The 24,971-nt window shown below is 60.6% G+C and carries 29 protein-coding genes; 20 read left to right on the top strand and 9 right to left on the bottom strand.

Going from position 1 to position 24,971, the window contains the following annotated elements:
• Nucleotides 1-5: 5 nt before the first annotated feature.
• From motD to FGE05_RS18485, 5 genes are all read left to right on the top strand, one after another.
• Entirely contained in the window at nt 6-890 is an 885-nt protein-coding gene (gene motD, locus FGE05_RS18505; protein WP_139647197.1) for a flagellar motor protein MotD, read from the top strand.
• Between the two features lie 49 nt (nt 891-939).
• The gene (locus FGE05_RS18500) at nt 940-1,731 is read left to right on the top strand and encodes a ParA family protein (RefSeq protein WP_041022220.1); all 792 of its coding nucleotides are present in this window, start codon (nt 940-942) and stop codon (nt 1,729-1,731) included.
• An 80-nt stretch (nt 1,732-1,811) separates the two neighbouring features.
• Complete coding sequence (locus tag FGE05_RS18495) at nt 1,812-2,687, top strand: CheW domain-containing protein (protein ID WP_139647190.1); 876 nt, start codon at nt 1,812-1,814, stop codon at nt 2,685-2,687.
• 70 nt (nt 2,688-2,757) lie between these two features.
• On the top strand, nt 2,758-3,243 hold the full coding sequence (locus FGE05_RS18490) for a chemotaxis protein CheW (protein WP_024778681.1): 486 nt from the start codon (nt 2,758-2,760) through the stop codon (nt 3,241-3,243).
• A complete protein-coding gene (locus tag FGE05_RS18485) occupies nt 3,244-3,639 on the top strand; it encodes a DUF2802 domain-containing protein (RefSeq protein ID WP_139647187.1) in 396 nt (131 codons plus the stop codon).
• Nucleotides 3,640-3,692: 53 nt separating this feature from the next.
• Here FGE05_RS18485 and FGE05_RS18480 read toward each other — a convergent pair whose 3' ends face one another.
• From FGE05_RS18480 to FGE05_RS18460, 5 genes are all read right to left on the bottom strand, one after another.
• Nucleotides 3,693-4,268: a DUF4276 family protein gene (locus FGE05_RS18480; RefSeq protein ID WP_139647185.1), complete on the bottom strand. Its 576-nt coding sequence runs from the start codon at nt 4,266-4,268 to the stop codon at nt 3,693-3,695.
• Entirely contained in the window at nt 4,262-5,377 is a 1,116-nt protein-coding gene (locus FGE05_RS18475; protein ID WP_139647183.1) for an AAA family ATPase, read from the bottom strand. Before FGE05_RS18475 ends, FGE05_RS18480 begins: the two co-directional genes overlap by 7 nt.
• Before the next feature lie 292 nt (nt 5,378-5,669).
• Nucleotides 5,670-5,963, bottom strand: coding sequence for a fructose-bisphosphate aldolase (locus FGE05_RS18470; RefSeq protein ID WP_139647181.1), 294 nt, complete (start codon nt 5,961-5,963; stop codon nt 5,670-5,672).
• 540 nt (nt 5,964-6,503) lie between these two features.
• Nucleotides 6,504-6,833 carry an EscU/YscU/HrcU family type III secretion system export apparatus switch protein gene (locus FGE05_RS18465; RefSeq protein ID WP_139647179.1) on the bottom strand — a complete coding sequence of 110 codons (330 nt, stop codon included), beginning with the start codon at nt 6,831-6,833 and terminating at the stop codon, nt 6,504-6,506.
• Nucleotides 6,830-8,401 (bottom strand): flagellar hook-length control protein FliK, encoded by a 1,572-nt coding sequence (locus tag FGE05_RS18460; RefSeq protein WP_139647177.1) that lies wholly within the window; start codon nt 8,399-8,401, stop codon nt 6,830-6,832. Before FGE05_RS18460 ends, FGE05_RS18465 begins: the two co-directional genes overlap by 4 nt.
• Before the next feature lie 199 nt (nt 8,402-8,600).
• Here FGE05_RS18460 and ccmA point away from each other — a divergent pair, with 199 nt between their 5' ends.
• The 12 genes from ccmA (at nt 8,601) to FGE05_RS18400 (ending at nt 19,442) form a co-directional block, all read left to right on the top strand.
• Nucleotides 8,601-9,236 (top strand): cytochrome c biogenesis heme-transporting ATPase CcmA, encoded by a 636-nt coding sequence (gene ccmA, locus FGE05_RS18455; RefSeq protein WP_139647175.1) that lies wholly within the window; start codon nt 8,601-8,603, stop codon nt 9,234-9,236.
• On the top strand, nt 9,233-9,901 hold the full coding sequence (gene ccmB, locus FGE05_RS18450; RefSeq protein WP_003183957.1) for a heme exporter protein CcmB: 669 nt from the start codon (nt 9,233-9,235) through the stop codon (nt 9,899-9,901). The genes ccmA and ccmB overlap by 4 nt, the downstream gene beginning before the upstream one ends.
• A gap of 94 nt (nt 9,902-9,995) precedes the next feature.
• Nucleotides 9,996-10,751 carry a heme ABC transporter permease gene (locus FGE05_RS18445; protein WP_139647172.1) on the top strand — a complete coding sequence of 252 codons (756 nt, stop codon included), beginning with the start codon at nt 9,996-9,998 and terminating at the stop codon, nt 10,749-10,751.
• Nucleotides 10,748-10,924, top strand: coding sequence for a heme exporter protein CcmD (gene ccmD, locus FGE05_RS18440; RefSeq protein ID WP_139647170.1), 177 nt, complete (start codon nt 10,748-10,750; stop codon nt 10,922-10,924). The genes FGE05_RS18445 and ccmD overlap by 4 nt, the downstream gene beginning before the upstream one ends.
• Entirely contained in the window at nt 10,921-11,376 is a 456-nt protein-coding gene (gene ccmE / locus FGE05_RS18435; protein ID WP_139647168.1) for a cytochrome c maturation protein CcmE, read from the top strand. The genes ccmD and ccmE overlap by 4 nt, the downstream gene beginning before the upstream one ends.
• 3 nt (nt 11,377-11,379) lie before the next feature.
• Nucleotides 11,380-13,368, top strand: coding sequence for a heme lyase CcmF/NrfE family subunit (locus FGE05_RS18430; protein WP_139647167.1), 1,989 nt, complete (start codon nt 11,380-11,382; stop codon nt 13,366-13,368).
• Nucleotides 13,365-13,901: a DsbE family thiol:disulfide interchange protein gene (locus FGE05_RS18425; protein WP_139647165.1), complete on the top strand. Its 537-nt coding sequence runs from the start codon at nt 13,365-13,367 to the stop codon at nt 13,899-13,901. The genes FGE05_RS18430 and FGE05_RS18425 overlap by 4 nt, the downstream gene beginning before the upstream one ends.
• Nucleotides 13,898-14,371, top strand: coding sequence for a cytochrome c-type biogenesis protein (locus tag FGE05_RS18420; RefSeq protein WP_139647163.1), 474 nt, complete (start codon nt 13,898-13,900; stop codon nt 14,369-14,371). The genes FGE05_RS18425 and FGE05_RS18420 overlap by 4 nt, the downstream gene beginning before the upstream one ends.
• Nucleotides 14,364-15,566, top strand: coding sequence for a c-type cytochrome biogenesis protein CcmI (gene ccmI / locus FGE05_RS18415; RefSeq protein WP_139647161.1), 1,203 nt, complete (start codon nt 14,364-14,366; stop codon nt 15,564-15,566). Before FGE05_RS18420 ends, ccmI begins: the two co-directional genes overlap by 8 nt.
• Before the next feature lie 14 nt (nt 15,567-15,580).
• Nucleotides 15,581-15,988: a hypothetical protein gene (locus FGE05_RS18410; protein WP_139647160.1), complete on the top strand. Its 408-nt coding sequence runs from the start codon at nt 15,581-15,583 to the stop codon at nt 15,986-15,988.
• A 189-nt stretch (nt 15,989-16,177) separates the two neighbouring features.
• Nucleotides 16,178-17,053, top strand: coding sequence for a polyamine aminopropyltransferase (speE, locus tag FGE05_RS18405; protein ID WP_041022234.1), 876 nt, complete (start codon nt 16,178-16,180; stop codon nt 17,051-17,053).
• A gap of 295 nt (nt 17,054-17,348) precedes the next feature.
• Nucleotides 17,349-19,442: an LTA synthase family protein gene (locus FGE05_RS18400; RefSeq protein WP_139647158.1), complete on the top strand. Its 2,094-nt coding sequence runs from the start codon at nt 17,349-17,351 to the stop codon at nt 19,440-19,442.
• 56 nt (nt 19,443-19,498) lie between these two features.
• Here FGE05_RS18400 and FGE05_RS18395 read toward each other — a convergent pair whose 3' ends face one another.
• Nucleotides 19,499-19,651, bottom strand: a complete 153-nt coding sequence (locus tag FGE05_RS18395; RefSeq protein WP_018606531.1) for a DUF3309 family protein — start codon at nt 19,649-19,651, stop codon at nt 19,499-19,501.
• Nucleotides 19,652-19,925: 274 nt separating this feature from the next.
• Between FGE05_RS18395 and FGE05_RS18390 the strand changes: the two genes are divergently transcribed.
• From FGE05_RS18390 to csrA, 3 genes are all read left to right on the top strand, one after another.
• Nucleotides 19,926-20,741: an SDR family oxidoreductase gene (locus FGE05_RS18390; protein WP_139647156.1), complete on the top strand. Its 816-nt coding sequence runs from the start codon at nt 19,926-19,928 to the stop codon at nt 20,739-20,741.
• Between the two features lie 58 nt (nt 20,742-20,799).
• Nucleotides 20,800-21,132, top strand: a complete 333-nt coding sequence (locus tag FGE05_RS18385; protein WP_139647154.1) for a YnfA family protein — start codon at nt 20,800-20,802, stop codon at nt 21,130-21,132.
• A gap of 150 nt (nt 21,133-21,282) precedes the next feature.
• Entirely contained in the window at nt 21,283-21,483 is a 201-nt protein-coding gene (csrA, locus tag FGE05_RS18380) for a carbon storage regulator CsrA (protein ID WP_139647152.1), read from the top strand.
• Here the strand turns inward: csrA and FGE05_RS18375 are convergent.
• From FGE05_RS18375 to ngg, 3 genes are all read right to left on the bottom strand, one after another.
• Nucleotides 21,472-21,699: a YheU family protein gene (locus FGE05_RS18375; protein ID WP_024778700.1), complete on the bottom strand. Its 228-nt coding sequence runs from the start codon at nt 21,697-21,699 to the stop codon at nt 21,472-21,474. The genes csrA and FGE05_RS18375 overlap by 12 nt on opposite strands.
• Before the next feature lie 187 nt (nt 21,700-21,886).
• The gene (locus FGE05_RS18370) at nt 21,887-23,077 is read right to left on the bottom strand and encodes an osmoprotectant NAGGN system M42 family peptidase (RefSeq protein ID WP_139647149.1); all 1,191 of its coding nucleotides are present in this window, start codon (nt 23,075-23,077) and stop codon (nt 21,887-21,889) included.
• Nucleotides 23,078-23,225: 148 nt separating this feature from the next.
• Nucleotides 23,226-24,971, bottom strand: a complete 1,746-nt coding sequence (gene ngg / locus FGE05_RS18365; RefSeq protein WP_139647147.1) for an N-acetylglutaminylglutamine synthetase — start codon at nt 24,969-24,971, stop codon at nt 23,226-23,228.

Below are 24,971 nucleotides of genomic sequence, written 5' to 3'. Positions count from 1 at the left end.
GGACCATGGCGCGTCGCAGGCATCATGAAGAGCATGTCAACCATGAACGTTGGCTGGTGTCCTACGCCGACTTCATCACATTGCTGTTCGCTTTTTTCGTGGTCATGTATTCGATCTCCTCGGTCAACGAGGGCAAATACAAGGTTATCTCCGAGGCGTTGATCGGGGTCTTTACCGACTCGGATCGCGCCCTCAAGCCGATTCCCATCGGCGACGAGCGGCCCAAGACGACCACGCCGGCCAAGCCGCTGGTCCGGGACGCCGAGCAGGTCGATGCCGGCATTGCTGGCGGTAGCGACCCGTTGAAAAGCATCGCCGACGACATCAGCGCGGCCTTCGGCGACCTGATCAGCTCCAACCAGATGACCGTGCGCGGCAACGAGTTGTGGGTGGAGATCGAACTCAACTCCAGCCTGTTGTTCGGCAGCGGCGACGCCATGCCCAGCGACATGGCGTTCCACATCATCGATAAGGTGGCGACGATCCTGAAACCGTTCGACAACCCGATCCATGTGGAAGGTTTCACGGATGACCAGCCGATCCGCACCGCGCAGTATCCGACCAACTGGGAGCTGTCTTCGGCGCGTTCGGCGAGCATCGTCCGCATGCTTGCCATGCAAGGTGTGAACCCCGGTCGCCTGGCATCGGTGGGGTATGGCGAGTTCCAGCCGGTGGCCAACAACGCCACTGTCGAAGGCCGGGCGAAGAATCGTCGCGTGGTGCTGGTGGTGTCGCGCAACCTTGATGTACGCCGTAGCCTGACCGGTACCGGCACGGCCAATGCAACGCCGGATGCAGCATTGAAGCGGGCTGGCACACAAACTGCACCGACCCCGGTCAAGACACCGGGAAGACAGAGCGCCGTCAATTCTCCGTCACCCGCTTTATAACCGAGCTATTTCTCGGCCGTGCCTGTTTCGGCCGGGAGGAACGATCCGAATGAGAGTCTGGGCAGTTGCCAATCAAAAAGGTGGGGTGGGTAAAACCACTTCTTCCATCGCTTTAGCCGGATTACTGGCCGAGGCGGGCAAGCGTGTGGTCATTGTCGACCTGGACCCCCACGGCTCGATGACCAGCTATTTTGGCTACGATCCCGATAGCCTGGAGCACAGCAACTACGACTTGTTCCTGCACCGGGGCAGTGTGCCTGAGGGCTTGCCGGGACAACTGTTGCTGTCCACCAGTGACGAGCGGATTTCCCTGTTGCCGTCGAGCACCGCGCTGGCCACCCTGGAACGGCAGTCGCCGGGACAGGGCGGGTTGGGCCTGGTGATCGCCAAGAGTCTGGCGCAGCTGTGGCAGGATTTCGATTACGCGATCATTGACAGCCCACCCCTGCTGGGTCTGTTGATGGTCAATGCCTTGGCGGCCAGCCAGCAACTGGTGATCCCGGTGCAGACCGAGCATCTGGCGGTCAAGGGGCTGGAGCGAATGGTCAATACCCTGGCGATGGTCAATCGCTCACGCAAACAGTCGCTGGCATTCAATATCGTGCCGACCCTGTTCGATCGCCGTACCCAGGCGTCCATGGGAACCCTGCGGGTGTTGCGGGACATGTACCCGGATGACATCTGGCAAGGCTACATCCCGGTCGACACGCGCCTGCGCGATGCCAGCCGCGCCGGTGTGACCCCTTCCCAGTTCGATGGCAAAAGCCGTGGCGTGCTGGCCTACCGGGCCTTGCTCAAGCACCTGCTGGCCCAGCAGCTCGTTCCTCAGCAGGTGGCCTGATTGAACGCGTCTAAAAGCTCTGCAGGCTCAAGTCTGATGGCACTCATGCCGATAACGTTCATATGCGGTGCACTGCTTTCATGAACCGCCCGATCAAGATGACCTCGCGTCCGCAAATGGCCTTGCAGTCCTACCTGGACGGGCTGTTGCAGGAAGCGACCGAAGAATTACCACCGGAGCCGAGTGTGCCCGAGGCTTTGCCCGCGCCCGTCGAAGCCGAAGGTGTGCTGGATGAGTTTCAGGCGGCCGTGCTCGAGGAGCAGGCCCGTGATGCACGTAAACCCGTGGTTGTCGCACCGGTCGAGGCACCGGTCGCCAAGCCATCGGTGAGAGTCATGGAGGCGCCTGCGCCGGTGCTGGCGGCGGTTTCCACCGTTGCACCGTTGTTGCAGGGCCTGGTGACGCCGGTGGTGGAAGTCCATCTGCCACCACCGAGCAACACGCCGCCGCCGGTTGAGACTGACGACCGTCCGGCCTGGGCCGCCGAGCCGTTTGAGTGCCTGTTGTTCGATGTGGCCGGGTTGACCCTGGCGGTGCCGCTGGTGTGCCTGGGATCGATTTATTCCCTGGCCGGGCACGAATTGACGCCGTTGTTTGGCCAGCCGGATTGGTTCCTTGGGATCCTGCCGAGCCAGGCCGGCAACCTGAAAGTACTGGATACCGCGCGTTGGGTGATGCCGGACCGTTATCGCGATGATTTTCGCCAGGGCCTGCAATACGTGATTTCGGTACAGGGTTACGAGTGGGGGTTGGCGGTGCACCAGGTCAGCCGTTCGCTGCGCCTGGACCCGAACGAGATCAAGTGGCGTAGCCATCGAGGGCAACGGCCATGGCTGGCGGGTACGGTGATCGAGCACATGTGCGCCTTGCTGGACGTTTCCGAGCTGGCCGAACTGATCGCCAGCGGCGGGGCAAAACACCTGGGCGGCTCCAAGCCGGTCCAGAAACCGAAATAACACAGTCGGTGGCGCGCAGCGCCACGGCGCAGAACACACCGCCACAGGCGGTTTTTCGAGGGGTCAGGGTATGAATGATAAGGCGTCGTCTCTCAAGGGTTCCGAAGATCCGATCCTGCAATGGGTCACCTTCAAACTCGATAACGAAACCTACGGCATCAACGTGATGCGCGTGCAGGAAGTGCTGCGCTATACCGAGATCGCTCCGGTACCGGGTGCGCCAAGCTACGTGCTGGGGATCATCAACCTGCGTGGCAACGTGGTCACGGTGATCGACACCCGCCAGCGTTTTGGCCTGAATTCCACCGAGGTCAACGACAACACCCGTATCGTGATCATCGAGGCCGACAAGCAAGTGGTCGGTATCCTGGTCGACAGCGTTGCCGAAGTGGTTTACTTGCGTCAGTCGGAAATCGAAACCGCGCCTAACGTCGGTAACGAAGAATCGGCCAAGTTCATCCAGGGCGTCTGCAACAAGAACAACGAATTGCTGATCCTGGTCGAGCTGGAAAAAATGATGAGTGAAGAAGAGTGGTCGGAACTGGAGAGTATCTGATTGATTCTTGAGGTAGCAGTCATTGTCCTGTTCCTTTTCTGGGCAGGCACGTTGGCAATGTTCTTGGCGTACATACGCGGCCAGCGGCAGATCGCCGCTCAACAGGCCCAGGGCGATGCGTTGCGCGATCAGCGCATCAAGGACCTGGCCAAGCGTGTCGACGATTACCAGAACGGTACCGTGCGCATGGGTGAAGCCATCCATGAGCTGCGCGCCGTGGTCGGCCCGTTACCGGACAAACTGGCCCAATTGGAACAGCGCGACCCCTCGAGCTTGTCCTTTGCCCAAGCCGCGCGGCTGGTGGGTATGGGCGCCAGTGTCGACGAACTGACCCAGGCCTGTGGCTTGACCCAGGCCGAGGCGGAGTTGATGAGTAAATTGCACAGGGGCAGCTAAGAGCCTTGAGCGGCAAGCTGCAAGAGATTTCAGCCTTGCAGGTTGTCCTGCGCTTAGGCTTGTCCTTGCCTCGTGAAATAGCTGACAAGTTCCTTCGCACTTGGGCACCCTGGGTGCGAGGCGGCTTGGCGAATGCTGAAGCCATAGTGCTTGACCATCTTCTTTGCAAATGCGGTCTTGTTGCCCGGACCGCGTTTACCGAGGTCATTTGATATCTCTTGGAGGCGGTCCCAGGGCTTGTTCAGCGTTTGCTCGGGCTGAGGCTCATCGAAGTGATGTACGTCAAGCCATTTGCGTATTGCACTTGAGTCAGCCAGGAACCATCCTTCCAATGCTTTTACAGCGACAAATGTGATATCTATTCGAGCGTTTGAGATGCGCTTTCTGACGATATCAACTGATTCTTCGTCTTCGAGATCGGTAAGCACAACGATTCTGTCCACCGCTTGCTGATCCAGGCGCGCCAGATAGGCGTCGATGTTTTGCGGTAAAAGATTACCGCCCCCCTTGGCATTGACCACGGGATTGACCAGTTCAAAGTCGTTTTCCAGTAGAAGCGCCCTGAAATCAGCGGATTCGATAACTATTTTTTCGCTGTCACCTTCAACGATGAATCCAACTCTTACCATGGCAAGCCTCCATCGAAAAGATTGGCCAGCCAAGCTGTGTCCAGTGGGATATCTTTTTTATCGACCCTTGAGTCCGAAGCACATTTGACCTTGGTCTTGCCATCCTCTTTATTCACGAGCCACAGTTCTTCAAGATCAAGATTCCGGACAACGGATTCGCTATGGGTGGTGATGAGAACAGGGTGCTCCACGGACGCATTTTCACGCATCAACTGGACCAGCTCACCGATAGCTTTCGGATGAATGCCTCGTTCCGGCTCCTCTATGATTGTGATCCCTGATTTGTCTGTACGGCTTAATACAGCGGTCATGATGCACAGGGCATAAATCGTACCGTCAGAAATCAGCCGTGCCGGGAACCGGGCTTTTGTTCCTTCTTCCTTGAAGGTAATCACCGTTGAGCCATCCAACCTTTGCTTCTCGGTAGAGACATTCTCCATTCCCGGAACTATCAACTCGATCCATTCCAGTACCTGGTCACGAAATCGCTCGTTTTTCTCCAGGACTGACAACATGGTCGCCACGTTTCGACCGTGGCTATCGAGTGTCGTAGCGTCTGCTGTTGAGCTGTCGGGTTCCTTGGCTTCCAGCGGATCGATTCGGAATACCTGGATATTGGTAAGCATGCGATACAGTGGCGAATGGCTGAGCAACATGAGCGCAGTCATATCCTGTGCATATTCAGGCAGAAGCTGAAGACCCTGAGCGTCACTTAAAGCAATCTGCGTTTCATTGCTGTTCTTGCGGTCAATGACCTGTTTGCCGTTGACCTTTAAGCCTTCAAGTACCCGGGGTACCCGGTTTATCTCGGATATCTTCAAGTTGTAGTCGAAAGTCTCTTCTTTGAGCTTGATCTTGAGCGCAAAGGAGATCGTCGTACGGTTTTCCTTTCTATGCTTGAAGCAGTGAATCTGCTGGAACCCCCCAAAGTCGCGTATTGCTTGGGCGGCCCCTCGTTTCACTACCGCACCTAGAAAGGCCAGCGCGTCAGTAATGTTGCTCTTACCTGCGCCGTTCGAGCCGGCCAGCGCTGTAAAGGGTGGTACATCCCGCAGGACTATATTTACCGCGCTCTTGAAGCCTTTGATCTCGAGGTATTCAATTTTCATCGCAAACCCTCAGCTCTCCTCAGTCACCGTTTCAGTACAGAATTTCTTAAGATCAGCGCTTGGAGTCATTTTTCGTAACGTATTCTACTCAATGGACGCTGATTCTATAGACAAATTGGAAGGCTCGCTCCTGAGTAAAACTCGTCAGCGCTGTGACTACTTTACAACCGATACAGAGACCGAAAAGTGGCAGCCTTAATCTCCGGATTTCTTTCGAAGCTTTTTTCCACCGCCTCTAATACGAACCAGAAAAGCGACAACCCGCCGAAGCGGGTTGTATAGCTGGAAATCACTACTGCCCCTCACGCACCTCCAAGCCCCGCACCTCAATTACCCGAAACACATCGCTCACATCCTGAACCAGGATCCGAGCAATGTTGGTGACTGTATTGATGTCGTTTTCGGCATAGTCGGGCAGGGTGGTACAGGCCATGAGATTGAGGTACTTGAGGACGGCCTCGAGGCGTTCGTTAAGGCAGCTGTGGAGTTCAATCAGTGGGGCATTGGCATCAATGAGGAGGACGGGATGTTCGGTGGCGAAGTGAGACATGGGGGTGAAGTGGTTGAGCGGGTGTTGAGTTGTCATGGTGTTAATCCTGATAAAAATTGGATTGCCACCGTTCTGCTGCGAAACAGGATGGGTGGCAGTTATGCGTGGGTTCGCAGACCGGAGGATTAACACCAAGACCCGGCAGACCCGAAGGTCTCCCACGCACAACCGCCATGAAACGATGCGCAACCGAAAGCCGGCCGTACATGGCGAACAAGGTATCAATCTTAAGGGCTGCGAAACCCTTCGCCAACTGATGTCAGCGACAGGCCAACTTTAGGCAGCGATTTTGGTGGCTGCAACCAGGCTGTAGGAAGCTCAGGTGGATATCCTGGCGAGTGGTTCCCCCGCACTTTGTGATGCAAGCCCATTAAAACCGGCGTTGCACTATATCTGGGGATACGGGTTAGCAGGGTTTGGGTTGTTTCTCGGTCGAGCGAGCGCTGACTCCTTCAACATAGACAGTTCTTTCCCACAAGATTTACAGACTTCAAAATCGGTCGCGTCGTTAGCCGGCGATCAGTTCGAGACTCTCTACAGTGAGTAGATTGCTCGTATTCAGCGCCACCGGCGCCTTCAGTAGTCATCCCCGCGCTCCGTCACATCCTTCTCCACATTCGGTGCATGCGGGTCGAAGCCCTTGGGAAACTTGCCCTTGAGGTTCCAGGCAAACGCGATGATCTCGGCGATGGTGAGATACAACTCCTGCGGAATACTCTCCCCCAGTTCCAGTCGGGCCAGGAGCTTCACCAGCTCGGCATTTTCATAGATCGGCACTTCACTGTCCCGTGCGATCCGCAGGATTTCCTCGGCCAGGGCTTCGTCGCCCTTGGCGGTGAGGGTCGGGGCGTGGTGGCCGTCGTATTTGAGGGCGATGGCCTGGCGCGGTTCGGTGTGGGTTGTCATGCGGTTTCGTCCACCCAGCGTTGTTCGAGTCGGGTCTTGGGGCCTTGGGGCGGGGTGCCGACGTGGCAGTCCAGGTCTGCGACGTTCAGGCCGCAGGTCACCAGGCGCTCACGCAGTGCCGCCAGGTTGCGTTCGATCAGGTCCGCCGTGTAGGGCCGTTCAGCCCACAATTGGCTGGACAGGCTGCCGCTGAGCAATTGCGCCTGGACCTGCAACGGCCCCAGCGGCTCTACGTCGAACGCCAGCTCGACCCGCCAGAGCTGCTGCTTGGCCTCACGTTCTTCCCGACGCTCGCTGGGTTGTTCCCGAGGCGGGGTTTCTTCCCGTTGGAATTTGACCTGCAAGGGCACGATGTCCTGCAGGTTGCGCATCGGGATTTCCAGTTGCCAGGTGCTCATCAACCGGCCATCGTCGGTCAGGCCGGTCTGCTCCAGGCTCGACAGTTGATGGCTTTGCAGGCGTGACACGGCGGCAGCGGCGAGGCGCAGCAGGTGTTCGAGGTCGCCTTCGTCGTCCTGGCCCTTCAGCAACCGGGAGGGCAGGGGGAAACCGGTGGGTTGCGGCTTTGCGCTGACCTGGCCGAGCGTGCCCAAGGCGTTGCGTACAAAACTGGGCAACGCCTGGGCCAGGGTGTTGGCGGCAATGATCGCGCCGAGATTGGTGGAGGCGGGCAGCGTCGTGGTCAGTTGGGCGATCAGTTTCAGCAGATCGCCCTTGAAGTCCGTTGCCAGGCTCGGTGGTTGTCCGGCCAGCAGTTTGCTTTCCAGGAATACCCCGCTGGCGGCCAAGGCCTGGGCCAGTCCCTTGGGCGTGCTCAATTGCTGCACATCCGGTAGGCCGGCCAGCAGACGCGTCACCGCGGCACGCAGCTCGACGCCGGTCTCATCCGTGGCGGGCAGCTCCTGCAGGACGCTGATCAGACTGTCCAGCGAACCCTGACGACTCACCTGGGTCACCAGTTGCTGGCTCACCGCCAGTTGTTCCTGGCGGTTGCTCAGCGGAATGAATTTCAACGTCTGGGCATCCTGCACCTGGGCGCTCAACAGCGTGCCGATACGCAGCGGCTGGGGGCTGTCGATGTCCAGGGTGCTGCCGGCCTGGGCGGTATTGAGCAAGCTCACCAGTGACCGATACATCGCCGGTTGCCCTGGCACCTGAGGCAACGCCTGGCTGGTGACCACCTTACCCTGCAACAGGGTGCCGACCGGCAGCTGCGTGGTGTCGATACGGGTCAGGGTCGCAATGCTGGAGGCAACGACCTGTTGTACGGTGATCGCCAGGTTACTGGCGGACGGCTGGGTCACCGCCAGGCTGGTGCCCTGGGGCAACGGCTGGCTGCTGGTGGCCTGCACGGTAGTCTGGCGGCCGCTTTCCAGGGTGACCTTGAGCAATAGCTGGAAAGTCTGGTCCGCCTGCTTGAGCGACAACACCTCGGCACTGGCCGTCTGGCCGGCACCGATCAAGCCTTCGACCGGCGTCAGCAATTTGAGCAGCTCGCCGCTGACCGCCGGCGTACGCGTTGTTGCCGTGGGCTGGGGCAGCGGCTGGATGTTCATGTCGCCTGTCATCTGCGGTCTTACCCTGGAAACTAATTGAGAACGCCCCCTGGGGGCATGGCATGTATAATGCCGCCCGTCTTTCAGGGAGTGGCGAAAACCTTGCAATAGTTTGACGCAGCTCTGTGGAACGGGCCGTCAATGCATCTATGCTGCATCTCTTTAACGGCCGCTGCACCGCCGACTTAAACCGTATAAGGCTCGCGATCCCTTGACCAGTCCTCTCTTGCAAACCGTCGGCCTCGCCTGTGAGCGAGACCTGCGGCTGCTTTTCGAACACCTCGAATTGAGACTCTCGCCTGGCGATATGGTGCAAGTCAGTGGTCCCAATGGCAGTGGCAAGACCAGCCTCTTGCGCCTGCTGGCCGGGTTGATGCAACCGACGGCCGGGCAGGTGCTGCTCAACGGCCAACCCCTGCAGAGCCAACGCAGCGAACTGGCCCGCAACCTGCTCTGGATCGGCCACGCCGCAGGGATCAAGGATTTGCTGACCCCCGAAGAAAACCTCAGCTGGCTCTGTGCGCTGCATCGGCCCGCCGGCCATGAAGCGATCTGGCAGGCGTTGGCCATGGTGGGATTGCGCGGCTTCGAAGACGTGCCATGCCATACCTTGTCCGCCGGTCAGCAGCGCCGCGTGGCCCTGGCCCGGTTGTACCTTGACACCCCGCCGCTGTGGATTCTCGACGAACCGTTCACTGCCCTGGACAAGCAGGGCGTGGCGCAGCTCGAGGAACATCTGGCCCGGCATTGCGAGGGTGGTGGCATGGTGCTGTTGACCACTCACCATACACTGGCCCGGATGCCGTCCGGTTATCGCAACATTGATCTGGGGAACTGGGCCGTATGAGTGTGTTTGGCCTGTTGCTTGCCCGCGAAGCGCGCCTGTTGTTCCGCCGCCCGGCCGAACTGGCCAACCCGCTGGTGTTTTTCGCGATTGTCATTGCGCTGTTCCCGTTGGCGGTCGGGCCGGAGACTCAATTGTTGCAAACCTTGTCGCCAGGACTGGTCTGGGTGGCAGCGCTTTTGTCGGTCCTGCTCTCGCTGGACGGGCTTTTCCGCAGTGATTTCGAAGACGGTTCCTTGGAACAGTGGGTCCTTTCGTCGCACCCCCTGGCCCTTCTGGTTTTGGCCAAGGTACTGGCACACTGGGTTTTTTCCGGCCTGGCGCTGGTGTTGCTCTCGCCGCTGCTGGCGATGATGCTGGGGTTGCCCGCCGCGTGCATGCCGGTGCTGCTGGTTTCGTTGTTGCTGGGCACACCGGTGCTGAGCCTGCTCGGTGCGGTGGGGGCGGCATTGACGGTGGGCTTGAAGCGCGGCGGCCTATTGCTGGCATTGTTGATCCTGCCGCTGTATATCCCGGTGTTGATCCTTGGCAGTGGCGCCTTGCAAGCCGCCTTGCAAGGTATGCCGGCGACCGGTTATCTGCTCTGGCTTGGGAGCCTGACCGCCCTGGCGATAACCCTGACACCCTTTGCAATAGCCGCTGGCCTGAAGATCAGCGTCGGCGAATAATAATGAGGCCTGGTCAAAAAATGACCACTTCCTATGAAGTTAAGGCAGACCCGGCGGCGCGTGACAGCGCGCCGCAACCGTGATGGAAACAGCAATGAACTGGACCTGGTTTCATAAGCTCGGCTCACCCAAGTGGTTCTACGGCATCAGCGGCAAGTTGCTGCCCTGGCTGAGTATCGCCGCACTGCTGCTGATAGGGATCGGCGTGGTCTGGGGCCTGGCGTTCGCGCCGCCGGATTATCAACAGGGCAACAGCTTCCGCATCATCTACATCCATGTACCGACTGCGATGCTGGCCCAGTCGGTCTACGTCATGCTGGCGGTGTGCGGCGTGGTCGGGCTGGTCTGGAAGATGAAGCTGGCCGACGTTGCCTTGCAATGCGCCGCGCCTGTCGGGGCCTGGATGACCGCCGTGGCGCTGGTCACCGGAGCCATCTGGGGCAAACCGACCTGGGGGTCGTGGTGGGTCTGGGATGCCCGACTGACGTCGATGCTGATCCTGCTGTTCCTGTACTTCGGTCTTATTGCGCTGGGCAACGCCATCAGCAATCGTGAGAGTGCCGCCAAAGCCTGCGCGGTGCTGGCGATTGTCGGTGTGATCAATATCCCGATCATCAAGTATTCGGTGGAGTGGTGGAACACCTTGCATCAGGGCGCGACGTTCACCCTCACGGAAAAACCGGCGATGCCCGTGGAAATGTGGCTACCGTTGCTGCTGACCGTCCTGGGTTTCTACTGTTTCTTCGGCGCGGTGCTGTTGCTGCGCATGCGCCTGGAAGTGCTCAAGCGCGAAGCCCGGGCCAGTTGGGTGAAGGCCGAAGTACAGAACAGCCTGGAGGCCGCTCGATGAGTTTCGCTTCATTCGGCGATTTCCTCACCATGGGCCATCATGGCCTGTATGTCTGGTCCGCCTATGGCATCTGCCTGGCGGTACTGGCCCTCAACGTGGCGGTGCCGCTCCTGGCCCGCAAGCGGTATCTGCAACAAGAGGCGCGTCGTCTGCGCCGGGAGAACGGTCAGTGAATCCGCTGCGCAAAAAACGTCTTGTCATCATCCTGGCGATCCTGGTGGGTGTCGGTGCCGCGGTTGGCCTGGCCTTGAGCGCCCTGCAGCAGAACATCAATCTGTTCTACACCCCGACCCAGATCGCCAATGGCGAAGCGCCCAAGGACACGCGTATCCGGGCTGGCGGCATGGTGGAGAAGGGCTCGCTCGTACGTTCCGGGGATTCGCTGGACGTGAAATTCAACGTCACCGACTTCAACAAGACCGTGACCATCACTTATCGCGGCATCCTCCCGGACCTGTTCCGTGAAGGGCAGGGCATCGTCGCCCTGGGCAAGCTCAACGCCGATGGCGTGGTGGTGGCCGACGAAGTGCTGGCCAAGCACGACGAAAAATACATGCCGCCGGAAGTGACCAAGGCTCTTAAAGACAGTGGTCAGTCGGCACCTGCTCCCATGAAGGAGGGCTGATCGATGAGCACTGGCATTTTTATTCCCGAGTTGGGCCACCTGGCGATGATCCTGGCCCTGTGCCTGGCCCTGGTGCAGGCCGTGGTGCCGCTGCTCGGTGCCTGGCGCGGAGACCGCTTGTGGATGAGCCTGGCCCAACCGGCGGCTTGGGGCCAGTTCGCCTTCATGGTGTTCGCCTTCGGTTGCCTGACCTATGCCTTCATGACCGATGATTTTTCCGTGGCCTACGTCGCGAGCAACTCCAACAGTGCCTTGCCCTGGTATTACAAGTTCAGTGCGGTGTGGGGCGCCCATGAAGGGTCGCTGCTGCTCTGGGCCCTGATTCTCGCTGGCTGGACCTTCGCCGTCTCGGTGTTCTCCCGGCAATTGCCCCAGGTGATGCTGGCCCGGGTGCTAGCGGTGATGGGCATGATCAGCACCGGTTTCCTGCTGTTCCTGATCGTCACGTCCAATCCGTTCGCGCGGATCCTGCCGCAGATGCCGATGGATGGTCGCGACCTCAATCCGCTACTGCAGGACATCGGCCTGATCGTTCACCCGCCGATGCTCTACATGGGCTACGTCGGCTTTTCCGTGGCCTTCGCCTTCGCCATCGCCGCGTTGCTGGGCGGTCGCCTCGATGCCGCCTGGGCCCGTTGGTCGCGTCCATGGACCATCGTCGCCTGGGCCTTCCTCGGCATCGGCATCACCCTCGGCTCGTGGTGGGCCTACTACGAACTGGGCTGGGGCGGCTGGTGGTTCTGGGATCCGGTGGAAAACGCCTCGTTCATGCCTTGGCTGGTGGGCACGGCACTGATTCACTCACTGGCGGTCACGGAAAAGCGTGGCGTGTTCAAGAGCTGGACCGTGCTGCTGGCGATCGCCGCATTCTCCCTGAGCCTGTTGGGGACCTTCCTGGTGCGTTCCGGCGTCCTGACCTCGGTGCATGCCTTCGCCTCGGACCCCGAGCGCGGTGTGTTCATCCTGATGTTCCTGCTGTTCGTGGTCGGCGGCTCGCTGACGTTGTTCGCCCTGCGGGCGCCAGTGGTCAAGAGCCAGGTTGGCTTCAACCTCTGGTCCCGAGAGACGCTGCTGCTGGGCAACAACCTGGTGCTGGTGGTGGCCGCGTCGATGATCCTGTTGGGAACGTTGTACCCGCTGGTGCTCGATGCGCTGTCCGGGGCCAAGTTGTCGGTCGGGCCGCCGTACTTCAATGCCCTGTTCATTCCACTGATGGCGATCCTGATGGTGGTGATGGCGGTCGGTGTGCTGGTGCGCTGGAAAGACACACCGGTCAAATGGCTGCTGGGCATGTTGACGCCAGTGCTGCTGGGCACTGCTGCACTGGCCGTGGTGGCCGGGATCGCTTATGGCGATTGCAACTGGGCCGTGCTGGCGACCTTCATGCTGGCGGCCTGGGTATTGCTGGCCGGTGTACGGGACATCTTCGACAAAACCCGTCACAAGGGACTGGTCAAGGGCCTGCCGACCCTGACCCGCAGCTACTGGGGCATGCAGGTTGCTCACCTGGGCATCGCCGTCTGCGCCCTGGGCGTGGTGCTGTCCAGCCAGAACAGCGCCGAGCGCGACCTGCGCCTGGCACCGGGAGAGTCCATGGAACTGGCCGGTTACCAATTCATGTTCGAAGGCGCCAAACATTTCGAAGGCCCGAACTTCACGTCCGATAAAGGCACTGTGCGGGTCACTCGTGACGGCCAGGAAGTGGCGGTGCTGCATCCCGAGAAGCGCCTGTACACCGTACAGAACTCGGTGATGACCGAGGCCGGAATCGACGCTGGTTTCACTCGCGATCTTTATGTGGCACTGGGCGAGTCCCTGGGTGACGGCGCCTGGGCGGTGCGGGTGCACGTCAAGCCGTTCGTGCGTTGGATCTGGTTCGGCGGCCTGCTGACCGGCCTGGGCGGGGCACTGGCGGCGTTGGATCGGCGTTATCGAGTCAAGGTGAAAACCCGGGTGCGCGAAGCTCTGGGCGTGACGGGAGCCACTGCATGAAACGTTGGTTGATGGTATTGCCGCTGGCGTTGTTCCTGGTGGTGGCGGTCTTTCTGTACCGGGGGCTTTTCCTGGACCCGTCCGCATTGCCTTCGGCAATGATCGGCAAGCCGTTCCCGGAATTCACCCTGCCTTCGGTGCAGGGCGACAAGACGCTCACCCGCGCCGATCTGCTGGGCAAGCCGGCACTGGTCAACGTATGGGGCACCTGGTGCATTTCCTGCCGGGTCGAGCACCCGGTGCTGAACAAGCTGGCCCAGAATGGCGTGGTGATCTATGGCGTGAATTACAAGGACGTCAACGTCGATGCCTTGAAATGGCTCGCCGAGTTCCACAACCCGTATCAACTGGACATTCGGGATGAAGACGGCACCCTGGGCCTGAACCTTGGGGTCTATGGGGCCCCGGAAACCTTCTTCATCGACGCCAAGGGCGTCATCCGTGACAAGTTCGTCGGTGTGATCGACGAACAGGTTTGGCGCGAGAAACTGGCGACCAAGTACCAGGCACTGGTGGACGAGGCCAAGCCATGAAGCGTTGGCTAGCCGCTGTCGTCCTGGGGGTGAGTCTCGCTGGCGTGGCCCACGCCGCGATCGACACCTACGAATTCGCCAATGAAGGCGAGCGCGAGCGGTTTCGCGAACTGACCAAGGAGCTGCGCTGCCCCAAGTGCCAGAACCAGGACATCGCCGACTCCAACGCACCGATTGCCGCTGACCTGCGCAAGGAAATCTTCCGCATGCTCGGCGAGGGCAAGGACAACCAGCAGATCATCGACTTCATGGTGGACCGCTACGGTGAGTTCGTGCGTTACAACCCGGCCCTGTCCTCCAAGACCGCGCTGTTGTGGTTCGGCCCCGCCGGCTTGTTGCTCGGCGGCTTCGTCGTCATCGCGCTGATCGTGCGCCGCCGCCGGGTGCAGCGCAGCGCCGCCCCGGATACGCTTTCCGTCGAAGAGCGCCAGCGCCTCGACCAACTGTTGGATAACACCAAGCATGATTGATTTCTGGCTCGCCGCAGGTCTGCTTCTCCTGGTTGCCCTGAGTTTTCTGTTGATCCCCGTGCTAAGGGGCCGTCGCGCACAGCGGGAGGAGGACCGCACCGCGCTCAATGTGGCGCTGTATCAGGAGCGTGTCGCCGAGTTGCAGGCCGAGCAGGCGGAGGGCGTGCTCAATACCGCGCAGCTGGATACCGGGCGCGCTGAAGCCGCTCGGGAACTGCTCGCCGATACCGAGGGCGCCGAGGCACCGCGCGAATCGCGCATGGGCAAGCCGCTGCCGTTGCTCGCCGCCGTGCTGGTGCCGGTGCTGGGCCTGGGCTTGTACCTGCATTTCGGCGCGAGCGACAAGGTCGAGCTGACCCGCGAATTCGCCCAGGCGCCGCAGTCGATGGAAGAAATGACCCAGCGCCTGGAAAGGGCGGTGGCGGCACAACCGAGTTCCGCCGAGGGCTTGTATTTCCTGGGGCGTACCTACATGGCGCAGGATCGGCCAGCGGATGCGGCGAAGATCTTCGAGCGCACCGTAGCGGTGGCGGGGCGGCAGCCCGAGTTGCTGGGGCAGTGGGCCCAGGCGCAGTATTTTGCCGATGGCAAGAAATGGTCGGACAAGGTCCAGGCCTTGACCGACGAGGCACTGAAGCTCGATCCCAAGGAAGTCACCAGCCTGGGCCTGTTGGGTATCGCCGCGTTTGAAGGCGAGCGCTATCAGGATGCGATCGATTACTGGGGGCGCCTGCTGGCGCAACTGCCGGAGGACGACAAATCCCGCGAGGCGCTGCAAGGCGGTATTGCCCGCGCCACCGAGAGGCTGCAAGCCAGTGGCGGCAAGGTGGCTCAGGCTCCGGTCGTCAAGACCGGTGCGCTGCTCAAGGTCCATGTCGACCTGGCGCCGGCACTCAAGGCCAAGGTGCAACCGGGCGACAGCGTATTCATCTTTGCCCGCGCCGTTTCCGGCCCGCCTGCGCCGCTGGCGGCCAAGCGCCTGACGGTCGCCGACCTGCCCGTCAACGTCGAGCTGGGGGACGCGGACGCGATGATGCCGCAACTGAAACTGTCGAACTTCCCTGAAGTCCAACTGGTGGCGCGTATCTCCCGCGCCGGTCAACCGACTGCCGGCGAATGGATTGGCCGCAGCCAGCCCCTGGCGAGCAGCACCACCACGCCGCAACAACTGACCATCGACAGCCCGGACCAATGACAGGAATTTTCACCATGACCGCCATCGCTCGTATCACTCTGTTGACGCTCGTCCTGGGCCTGAGCGCTTGTGCGGTCCATCGTCCCCCGGAGCCCTCGACGCCGCTGCCCCCCATTCCGCCTTCGACGCCGACCACCAAACCCGCGCCGTCCACCGCGCCGGGCAAGCCGGTCACCCCGAACAAACCGGCCAAGCCGTTGCCGCGCACCTCCGCCAGTTTCGCCCCGCCACCTGGGGGTAACAGCCACTGGGACGCCAAGCTTGGGGTCTATGTGCTGGATAACCAGCCCAACACCTTCTATCGCCAGCGCACCTACTACCGCTGGAACAATGGCTGGAGCCGCTCCGTCAGCCCGAACGGGCCTTGGGAAGACACCACCATCGAAGGCGTACCGGGGGGATTGGGGCGCCAGTTCCACTGAAAAGTGCTTGCTCCTCAGACCTGTAGGAGCTGCCGAAGGCTGTAATCTTCTCGCTGCAGACTCAATTGTCTGGGCAAAGATCGCAGCCTCGCTTCGCTCGGCAGCTCCTACATCGCTCCTGCAAGGTTCGACCTGTCATCCCCATCGTCGTAGAATGCGCGCCTTTGTGAGCTATCGGAGTACCTGACCATGACGACCACCCCGGCCGGCGACTACCTGGAAACCCTCTACGAAGGCTACGGCCAACGTTTCCGGATGGACAAGCTGCTGCACGAAGTGCGTACCGAGCACCAGCACCTGGTGATCTTCGAGAACCCGCGCATGGGGCGGGTGATGGCACTCGATGGCGTGATCCAGACCACCGAAGCCGATGAGTTCATCTATCACGAGATGCTCACCCACGTACCCATCCTGGCCCACGGCAAGGCCAAGCGCGTGCTGATCATCGGTGGCGGTGATGGCGGCATGCTGCGTGAGGTGACCAAACACCTGGGCGTCGAGCACATCACCATGGTGGAAATCGACGGCACCGTAGTGGACATGTGCAAGGAATTCCTGCCCAACCACTCCAAGGGCGCCTACGACGACCCGCGACTGAACCTGGTGATCGACGACGGCATGCGCTTCGTCTCCACCACCCAGGAGAAGTTCGACGTCATCATTTCCGACTCCACCGACCCGATCGGCCCGGGTGAAGTGCTGTTCTCGGAGAATTTCTACCAGGCTTGCCATCGCTGCCTGAACGACGGCGGCATCCTGGTGACCCAGAACGGCACGCCATTCATGCAGTTGGGCGAAGTGCAGACCACCGCCGGTCGCCTGCGAGGCCTGTTTGCCGACTGGCACTTCTACCAGGCTGCCGTGCCGACCTACATCGGCGGTGCCATGACTTTCGCCTGGGGCTCGACCGACAGCGCTTACCGCAAGCTCTCCCGTGAAACCCTGCATGAGCGGTTCATCGGCAGTGGCATCGTCACCCGCTACTACAACCCTGAGATTCATCTCGGTGCGTTTGCCATGCCGCAGTACGTATTGCAGGCGATCAACAAGCCGAGTAACGACTGATTTGGCTGAGTTTTTTTTGTGGCGAGGGGATTTATCCCCTCTCCACAATATGGGCCGCCTGATATTGAGGTGGGTTCGGGCATTTTGTGTTTCCAGATATTCATTGGACGAAATTTTCACAAAATCTTGCGGACAATCCTCCGCGCTTTTATTGCCGTCGGTTATTTAATGGCAATGCCTTAACCGTTCGTGCAACATCTGCGCTCTTGCGCAAACCCCGGGCCAGGCTTTGGTTGGCAGAGGGCGCGCCTTTGTATTTTCTGTTACTCCAACTCCAATAGGGTCCTCAAACGACATGGCAATCCCGGACGCCCTGAGTCAGCAGCGAAGCACGCATCGCCTGCTGCAACCGACCGTCAAATCGCACCTGGCCTACACATTGCTCTGCGCCCTGGTGATGATGGTGATGTTCAGCCTGCTGCGCGTGGCGCTGCTGGTCTATAACCGCCAAATGATCCTCGACACCCCGGCCTCGACCTTCGTCGAAGCCTTCGCCAATGGCCTGCGTTTTGACCTGCGCCTGGTGGTCTACCTCAGCGTTCCGCTGCTGCTGGCGCTGTTCAGCGCCCGCGCCATGGCGGCCCGAGGTTTCTTTCGTTTCTGGCTGACCGTCACCTCCAGCGTTGCGCTGTTCCTGGGCCTGATGGAGATGGACTTCTACCGTGAGTTCCACCAGCGCCTCAACGGCCTGGTCTTCCAGTACGTGAAGGAAGATCCGAAAACCGTGATGAGCATGCTCTGGTACGGTTTCCCGGTGGTGCGCTACCTGCTGGCCTGGGCCGGTGGCACTATCATCCTGAGCTTGGCCTTCAAGGGCGCGGACCGTGCAACCCGTCCGCGCGGCCCGTTCAGCGGCGGCAGCATCGGCACCCGCCAGATCGCCCCGTGGTACGGTCGGGTGGCGGTGTTCGTCGTCTGCCTGCTGGTGGCTGTGGTCGCGGCCCGTGGCACCTTGCGTCAAGGCCCGCCGTTGCGCTGGGGCGATGTCTATACCACCGATTCGAACTTCGCCAACCAGCTGGGCCTCAACGGCACGCTGTCACTGGTGGCGGCGGCCAAGAGCCGCATGTCCGAAGACCGTGACAACATCTGGAAAGCCACCCTCGAGCAGCCACTGGCACAACAGACCGTGCGCGACATGCTGGTGTTGCCCGACGACAAGCTGGTGGATACCGCCACCGCTGCCGTGCGCCGCGACTACATGCCGCCAGCCGACAAGACCCTGCCGATCAAGAACGTGGTCGTGATCCTCATGGAAAGCATGGCCGGTCACTCGGTAGGCGCCCTGGGTGCTCCGGGCAACATCACGCCTTACCTGGACAAGCTGTCCAAGGAAGGCTTGCTGTTCGACCGCTTCTTCTCCAACGGCACCCATACCCACCAGGGCATGTTCGCCACCATGGCGTGCTTCCCGAACTTGCCCGGCTTCGAATACCTGATGCAGACGCCAGAAGGCAGCCACAAGCTGTCGGGCCTGCCGCAACTGCTCAGTGCCCGTGACTTCGATGACGTGTATGTCTACAACGGTGATTTTGCCTGGGACAACCAGTCGGGTTTCTTCAGCAACCAGGGCATGACCAACTTCATCGGGCGTAACGATTTCGTCAACCCAGTGTTTTCCGATCCGACCTGGGGCGTGTCCGACCAGGACATGTTCGACCGTGGTCTGATCGAGCTCAAGGCGCGGGAAAACGGCAAGCCGTTCTATGCCCTGCTGCAAACCCTGTCCAACCACACGCCATATGCGCTGCCGACGCCATTACCGGTGGAGCGGGTCACCGATCGCGGCAGCCTGAACGAACACCTGACTGCCATGCGCTACTCGGACTGGGCGTTGGGCCAGTTCTTCGAGAAGGCACGCAAGGAGCCTTACTTCAAGGAGACGCTGTTCATCGTGGTGGGCGACCATGGTTTCGGTAACGAACGCCAGATCACCGAGATGGACCTGGGCCGTTTCAACGTGCCCATGTTGATGATCGGTCCTGGTATCCAGGAAAAGTTCGGCCAGCGTAACCACACCGTGGGTACCCAGGTCGACATCGTTCCTACCATCATGGGGCGGATCGGTGGACAGGTGCGCAACCAGTGCTGGGGCCGCGACCTGCTGAACCTGCCGCAAGGCGATACCGGTTTTGGTGTAATCAAGCCGTCGGGCAGTGATCAGACTACGGCGATCATCCAGGGCGACCGGATCCTGGTACTGCCAAAGGAAAAAGAAATGGGGCCGAAGATGTTCCGCTATGAACTGGGGGCCAACCCGCGTGCAGAAGTCATTCCGGATGCACCCGATAGCGCCCAGATGAAGCTCAAGCTCGAGTCTTTCCTGCAAACCGCCACCAAGAGTCTGCTGGATAACACCGCCGGCGTGGTGGATGGAAAGCCGGACTGATGATCGGCAAATAAAAAAGAGGCCTTGAAGAAGGCCTCTTTTTTTTTGCCATTGATTTATATCTTGCCCAGTAACAGCAGTATCAACAGCACTACCAACACTACGCCGATGATGCCGGACGGGCCGTAACCCCAACTTCTGGAGTGCGGGAAGACCGGCAGACCGCCGATCAGCAAAAGGATCAGGATAATGATGAGTATTGTGCCCATTGTTGATTTCCTTATTGGTCAGTTTTGGAGTGATACAACTTTCAACTGCCAGCGCGCTGCATTAAATCCGGGCGGCTTAATAAGTCCGACCGTAACGTCCTGTAAAAAATTCAAAGTTTTTTAGTGCCTGTCGGGCGGCCGGGAAACCTATGGCGAGGTCTTCACAACCTATTACGGTTTGCCCCCGCCATTCAGCAATCTGATGGAGCGTGGGTCTCGCCGGCTCCTTCGCTACACTCGGCCCATCTCTCCCGGAACAACAAGGCTGTTTCCTATGCAAAATCGCATGATGATCACCGGTGCCGGCTCGGGCCTGGGCCGCGAAATCGCACTGCGCTGGGCCCGCGAAGGCTGGCGCCTGGCCTTGTCGGACGTCAGTGAGCCAGGCCTTCAGGAAACTCTCAGGCAGGTGCGCGATGTCGGCGGCGACGGTTTTGTCCAACGCTGCGATGTGCGTGATTACAGTCAGCTGACGGCGTTCGCCCAGGCCTGCGAAGAAAAGCTCGGCGGCATCGACATCATCGTCAACAACGCTGGCGTGGCTTCGGGCGGGTTCTTTAGTGAATTGTCCTTGGAGGATTGGGACTGGCAGATTGCGATCAACCTGATGGGGGTGGTCAAGGGCTGCAAGGCGTTCCTGCCGTTGCTGGAAAAAAGCCGCGGCAAGATCATCAACATTGCCTCCATGGCGGCGCTGATGCAGGGGCCGGCCATGAGTAACTACAACGTGGCCAAGGCTGGCGTGGTGGCATTGTCGGAAAGCCTGTTGGTCGAACTGGCGCAGCAGGAAATCGGTGTCCACGTCGTCTGTCCGTCGTTCTTCCAGACCAACCTGCTTGACTCCTTCCGTGGCCCGACCCCGGCCATGAAGGCCCAGGTGGGCAAGTTGCTGGAAAGCTCGCCGATCACTGCGGCCGATATCGCTGACTACATCTTCCAGCAGGTCGACCAGGGCGAGTTCATGATTCTGCCCCACGAACAGGGACGCATGGCCTGGGCGATGAAGCAGAAGAATCCGCAGTTGCTGTACGACGAAATGACCGTCATGGCCGACAAAATGCGCGCCAAGGCTAGGCAGAACCCAACTTGACCTTGCCATGCAGTGTCCTCAGGATGGCGCCATTCCGGCCCTCCTGATGGACATCTGCATGCTCAACTATCTGTGGTTCTTTCTCGCCGCGCTGTTCGAAATCGCCGGCTGCTACGGGTTCTGGATGTGGTTGCGCCAGGGCAAGAGCGCCTGGTGGATCGCACCGGCGTTGCTCAGCCTCGCGGTGTTCGCCCTGTTGCTGACCCGCGTTGAAGCGACCTATGCCGGTCGTGCCTACGCCGCCTATGGCGGCATTTACATCATCGCCTCCATCGCCTGGCTGGCCGTGGTGGAGCGGGTGCGCCCGCTGGGTTCCGACTGGATCGGCGTGGCGCTCTGCATGCTGGGTGCCAGTGTCATCCTCTTCGGTCCTCGCTTCTCGGGACCTTGAAAACGGCGCGGTTCGAGCCGTTTTTGCAGGAAGTTTCCGTCAGTTCCCAGAGTCTTGTTTGTAGGGGGTTACTGAATTCTCGCCCGTGTCTTGTGAACAGGAAACAGGCCGGGCATGGTCAAGGTCCAGACCTTCTTAAGGACAAGAACCATGCTCGTACTAAGCCGTGCCGTGGGTGAACTGATTTCCATCGGTGATGATATTTCCGTTCGTGTGCTGTCGGTCAGCGGCACCACCGTGCGGTTTGGCGTGGAGGCGCCGCGGCACATCGATGTTCATCGCTTCGAGATATACGAAAAGATCCAGAGAAAGAAGAGTCAGGTCGCCCGCAAGGCGTGTTCAGTCAAATAGGTGCTTGGGCACGTCGTGCTTGAGCATCAACTGACACTGCTCGCTCTCCGGGTCGAAAACGATCATCGCCTGCCCCTTGGTCAAGGCCTGCCTGACGCGTAGCACACGAGTTTCCAGGGGCGTGTCGTCGCCGTTGTCGGTGCCGTCGCGGGTCACGAAGTCCTCGATCAGGCGGGTGAGCGTGTCGACTTCGAGTTGGTCGTGGGGGATCAGCATGGGGTACCTCGGCTGGACAGTGTCGCAAATGCTACGGGCTATGAGCCCTTGCGGCTAGCCTTGGATTTGCGGCCTCTGTTTTGGCCACATCGCGAGCGGGCTCGCTCCCACAATGGATCTGCGTACGCGCGCCCTGTGGGAGCGAGCCTGCTCGCGATGACAATCTCCGGACAGTGAGAATCCTCCGTCAATTATCCGAGCGCTGCCCCACCAGGCTATCCACCGAAGGCACCCGGGTATCGCTTTCCATCTGCGCATCGTGTTCGAGTTGGTGACTGAAGCGGTCCAGGGAGCCCTGGGCTGGTTGCGCATCGCTGGCGAACACCGGCGGGCTGAGGATGTAGGCACCGAGCAGGCGGCTGAGGGCGGCCAGGCTATCGATATGGGTGCGTTCGTAGCCATGGGTGGCATCGCAGCCGAAAGCGAGCAGGGCAGTGCGGATATCATGGCCGGCAGTGACGGCCGAGTGGGCGTCGCTGAAGTAGTAACGGAACAGGTCGCGGCGTGCCGGCAGCTCGTTCTCCTTGGCCAGTTTCAACAAATGGCGTGACAGGTGATAGTCGTAGGGCCCGCCGGAGTCCTGCATCGCCACGCTCACGGCGTGTTCGCTGGAGTGCTGGCCGGGTGCGACCGGGGCGATGTCGATGCCAACGAACTCGCTGACATCCCAGGGCAGCGCGGCGGCCGCGCCACTGCCGGTTTCCTCGGTGATGGTGAACAAGGGGTGACAGTCGATCAGCAGCTCTTCACCGCTGTCGACAATCGCCTTGAGCGCCGCCAGCAACGCCGCGACCCCGGCCTTGTCGTCCAGGTGGCGAGCGCTGATGTGGCCGCTCTCGGTGAATTCCGGCAAGGGGTCGAAGGCGACGTAATCGCCGACGCCCACCCCCAGGGTTTCGCAATCGGCGCGGGTGGCGCAATACGCATCCAGCCGCAGCTCAATGTGATCCCAACTGATGGGCATTTCATCCACGGCGGTGTTGAAGGCGTGCCCGGACGCCATCAAGGGCAACACGCTGCCGCGGATCACTCCGGTGTCGGTGAACAGGCTGACCCGGCTGCCTTCGGCAAACCGGCTGGACCAGCAGCCTACCGGCGCGAGGGTCAGGCGACCGTTGTCCTTGATGGCCCGCACCGTGGCGCCGATGGTATCCAGGTGGGCCGACACGGCCCGGTCGGGACTGTTCTTGCGACCCTTGAGGGTGGCGCGGATCGTGCCGCGGCGGGTCATTTCGAAAGGGATACCCAATTCTTCGAGGCGTTCGGCGACATAGCGCACGATGGTGTCGGTGAAGCCGGTCGGGCTGGGGATGGCGAGCATTTCCAGCAGGACTTTTTGCAGGTATTCGAGATTCGGTTCGGGGATTTTGCTGATCATGGAAACTCCTGAACGGTTGAGTATCCGATCGCTCCCACGCTCTGTGTGGGAATGCAGCCGGTGACGCTCTGCGTCATCTGGACGCGGAGCGTCCCTTGAGGCATTCCCACGCGAAGCGTGGGAACGATCAGTCCACTACTGAGGGGTGTCAGATCACTCCCTGGCTATGGGGAAACAACAGGTCCACAAAGCGTTCGGCAGTGGGTTGTGGTTCGTGGTTGGCCAGGCCGGCGCGTTCGTTGGCTTCGATGAACACGTACTCGGGTTGATCGGCGGCCGGCACCAGCAGGTCCAGGCCGACCATGGGGATGTCCAGGGCGCGCGCCGCGCGTACCGCCGCATCGGCCAGGGTGGGATGAAGAATACCGGTGACATCTTCCAGGACGCCGCCCGTATGAAGGTTCGCGGTGCGTCGTACGAACAGATGCTCGCCGGCCGGCAGCACGCTGTCGTAGTCATACCCTGCGGTACTCAGTGTGCGCTGGGTTTCGGCGTCCATCGGAATCTTGCTTTCCCCTCCGGTGGCTGCCTGCCGTCGACGGCTCTGGGCCTCGATCAGGGCCCTGATGGTGTGCTGGCCGTCGCCGATGACTTCCGCGGGACGCCTGATCGCCGCGGCCACTACTTCAAAGTTGATCACCAGGATGCGCAGGTCGAGCCCTTCGTGAAAGCTTTCCAGCAACACTCGGCTATCGAACTGCCGGGCCGTTTCGATGGCGCTCTGCACCTCTTCGATGGTGCGCAGGTCCACCGCCACGCCCTGGCCCTGTTCACCGTCCAGCGGCTTGACCACCACCCGCTCGTGTTCATCGAGAAACGCCAGGTTGTCGTCGGCATTGCCTGCCAATTGTTGCGCTGGCAGGTTCAGGCCGGCGTTCTTCAGCACTTTATGGGTCAGGCTCTTGTTCTGGCACAAGGTCATGCTGATGGCGCTGGTCAGGTCGCTCAGGGATTCTCTACACCGTACCCGGCGGCTGCCGTGGATCAGGGTGAATAAACCGCCTTCGGCGTCGTCCACCTGCACTTCGATGCCCCGGCGATGCGCTTCCTCCACAATGATCCGCGCATAAGGGTTGAACTGTGCTTCCGGTCCAGGCCCCAGGAACAGCGGCTGATTGATGCCGTTCTTGCGCTTGATGGCGAAGGTCGAGAGGTTGCGAAAACCGAGCTTGGCGTAAAGGTTCTTGGCCAGGCGATTGTCATGCAGCACCGACAAGTCGAGGTAACTCAAGCCTCGGCTCATGAAATGCTCGATAAGGTGACGTACCAGCACTTCTCCGACACCGGGCCGTGCACACTGTGGGTCCACCGCCAGGCACCAGAGGCTGCTGCCATTTTCCGGATCGTTGAAAGCTTTCTGGTGATTGAGACCCATGACACTGCCGATGATCGCGCCGCTGTCATCGTCTTCGGCCAGCCAGTAGACCGGCCCGCCCTGATGGCGCGGCGTCAAGCGCTGGGGATCGACCGGCAGCATGCCTCGGGCCTGGTAGAGCTGGTTGATGGCTTGCCAATCGGTGTCGTTCTGGGCCCGCCGAATCCGGAAGCCGCGAAACACGCGCGTGGCTTGCCGATAGTCGCTGAACCAGAGGCGCAGCGTGTCGGAAGGGTCGAGGAACAATTGCGCCGGCTCCAGCCCCAGCACTTGCTGGGGGGCCGCGACGTAAAGGGCAATGTCACGCTCGCCGGGTTGTTCGTTGAGCAGCTCCCGACCCAGGGTCGCCGGGTCCGGAAAGGTATGGCCGATCAGCAGTCGGCCCCAGCCGCAATGCACCGCAATGGGCGCGGCACCCAGTTCGCTGCCGTCTACGGCCAGGCGCGCCTGCAAGCGTTCATACGAAGGCGCCTGGCCGCGCAGCAGCCGCTGGTTGTGAAGTGTCGTGTGGGGTTTCAT

It is taken from the genome of Pseudomonas sp. ICMP22404 (genome assembly GCF_006227205.1).
In the GTDB taxonomy this organism is placed as follows: Bacteria; Pseudomonadota; Gammaproteobacteria; order Pseudomonadales; family Pseudomonadaceae; genus Aquipseudomonas.
The sequence above is the reverse complement of the archived record's forward strand: the minus strand, read 5'-3'. Positions and strand labels throughout refer to the sequence as shown.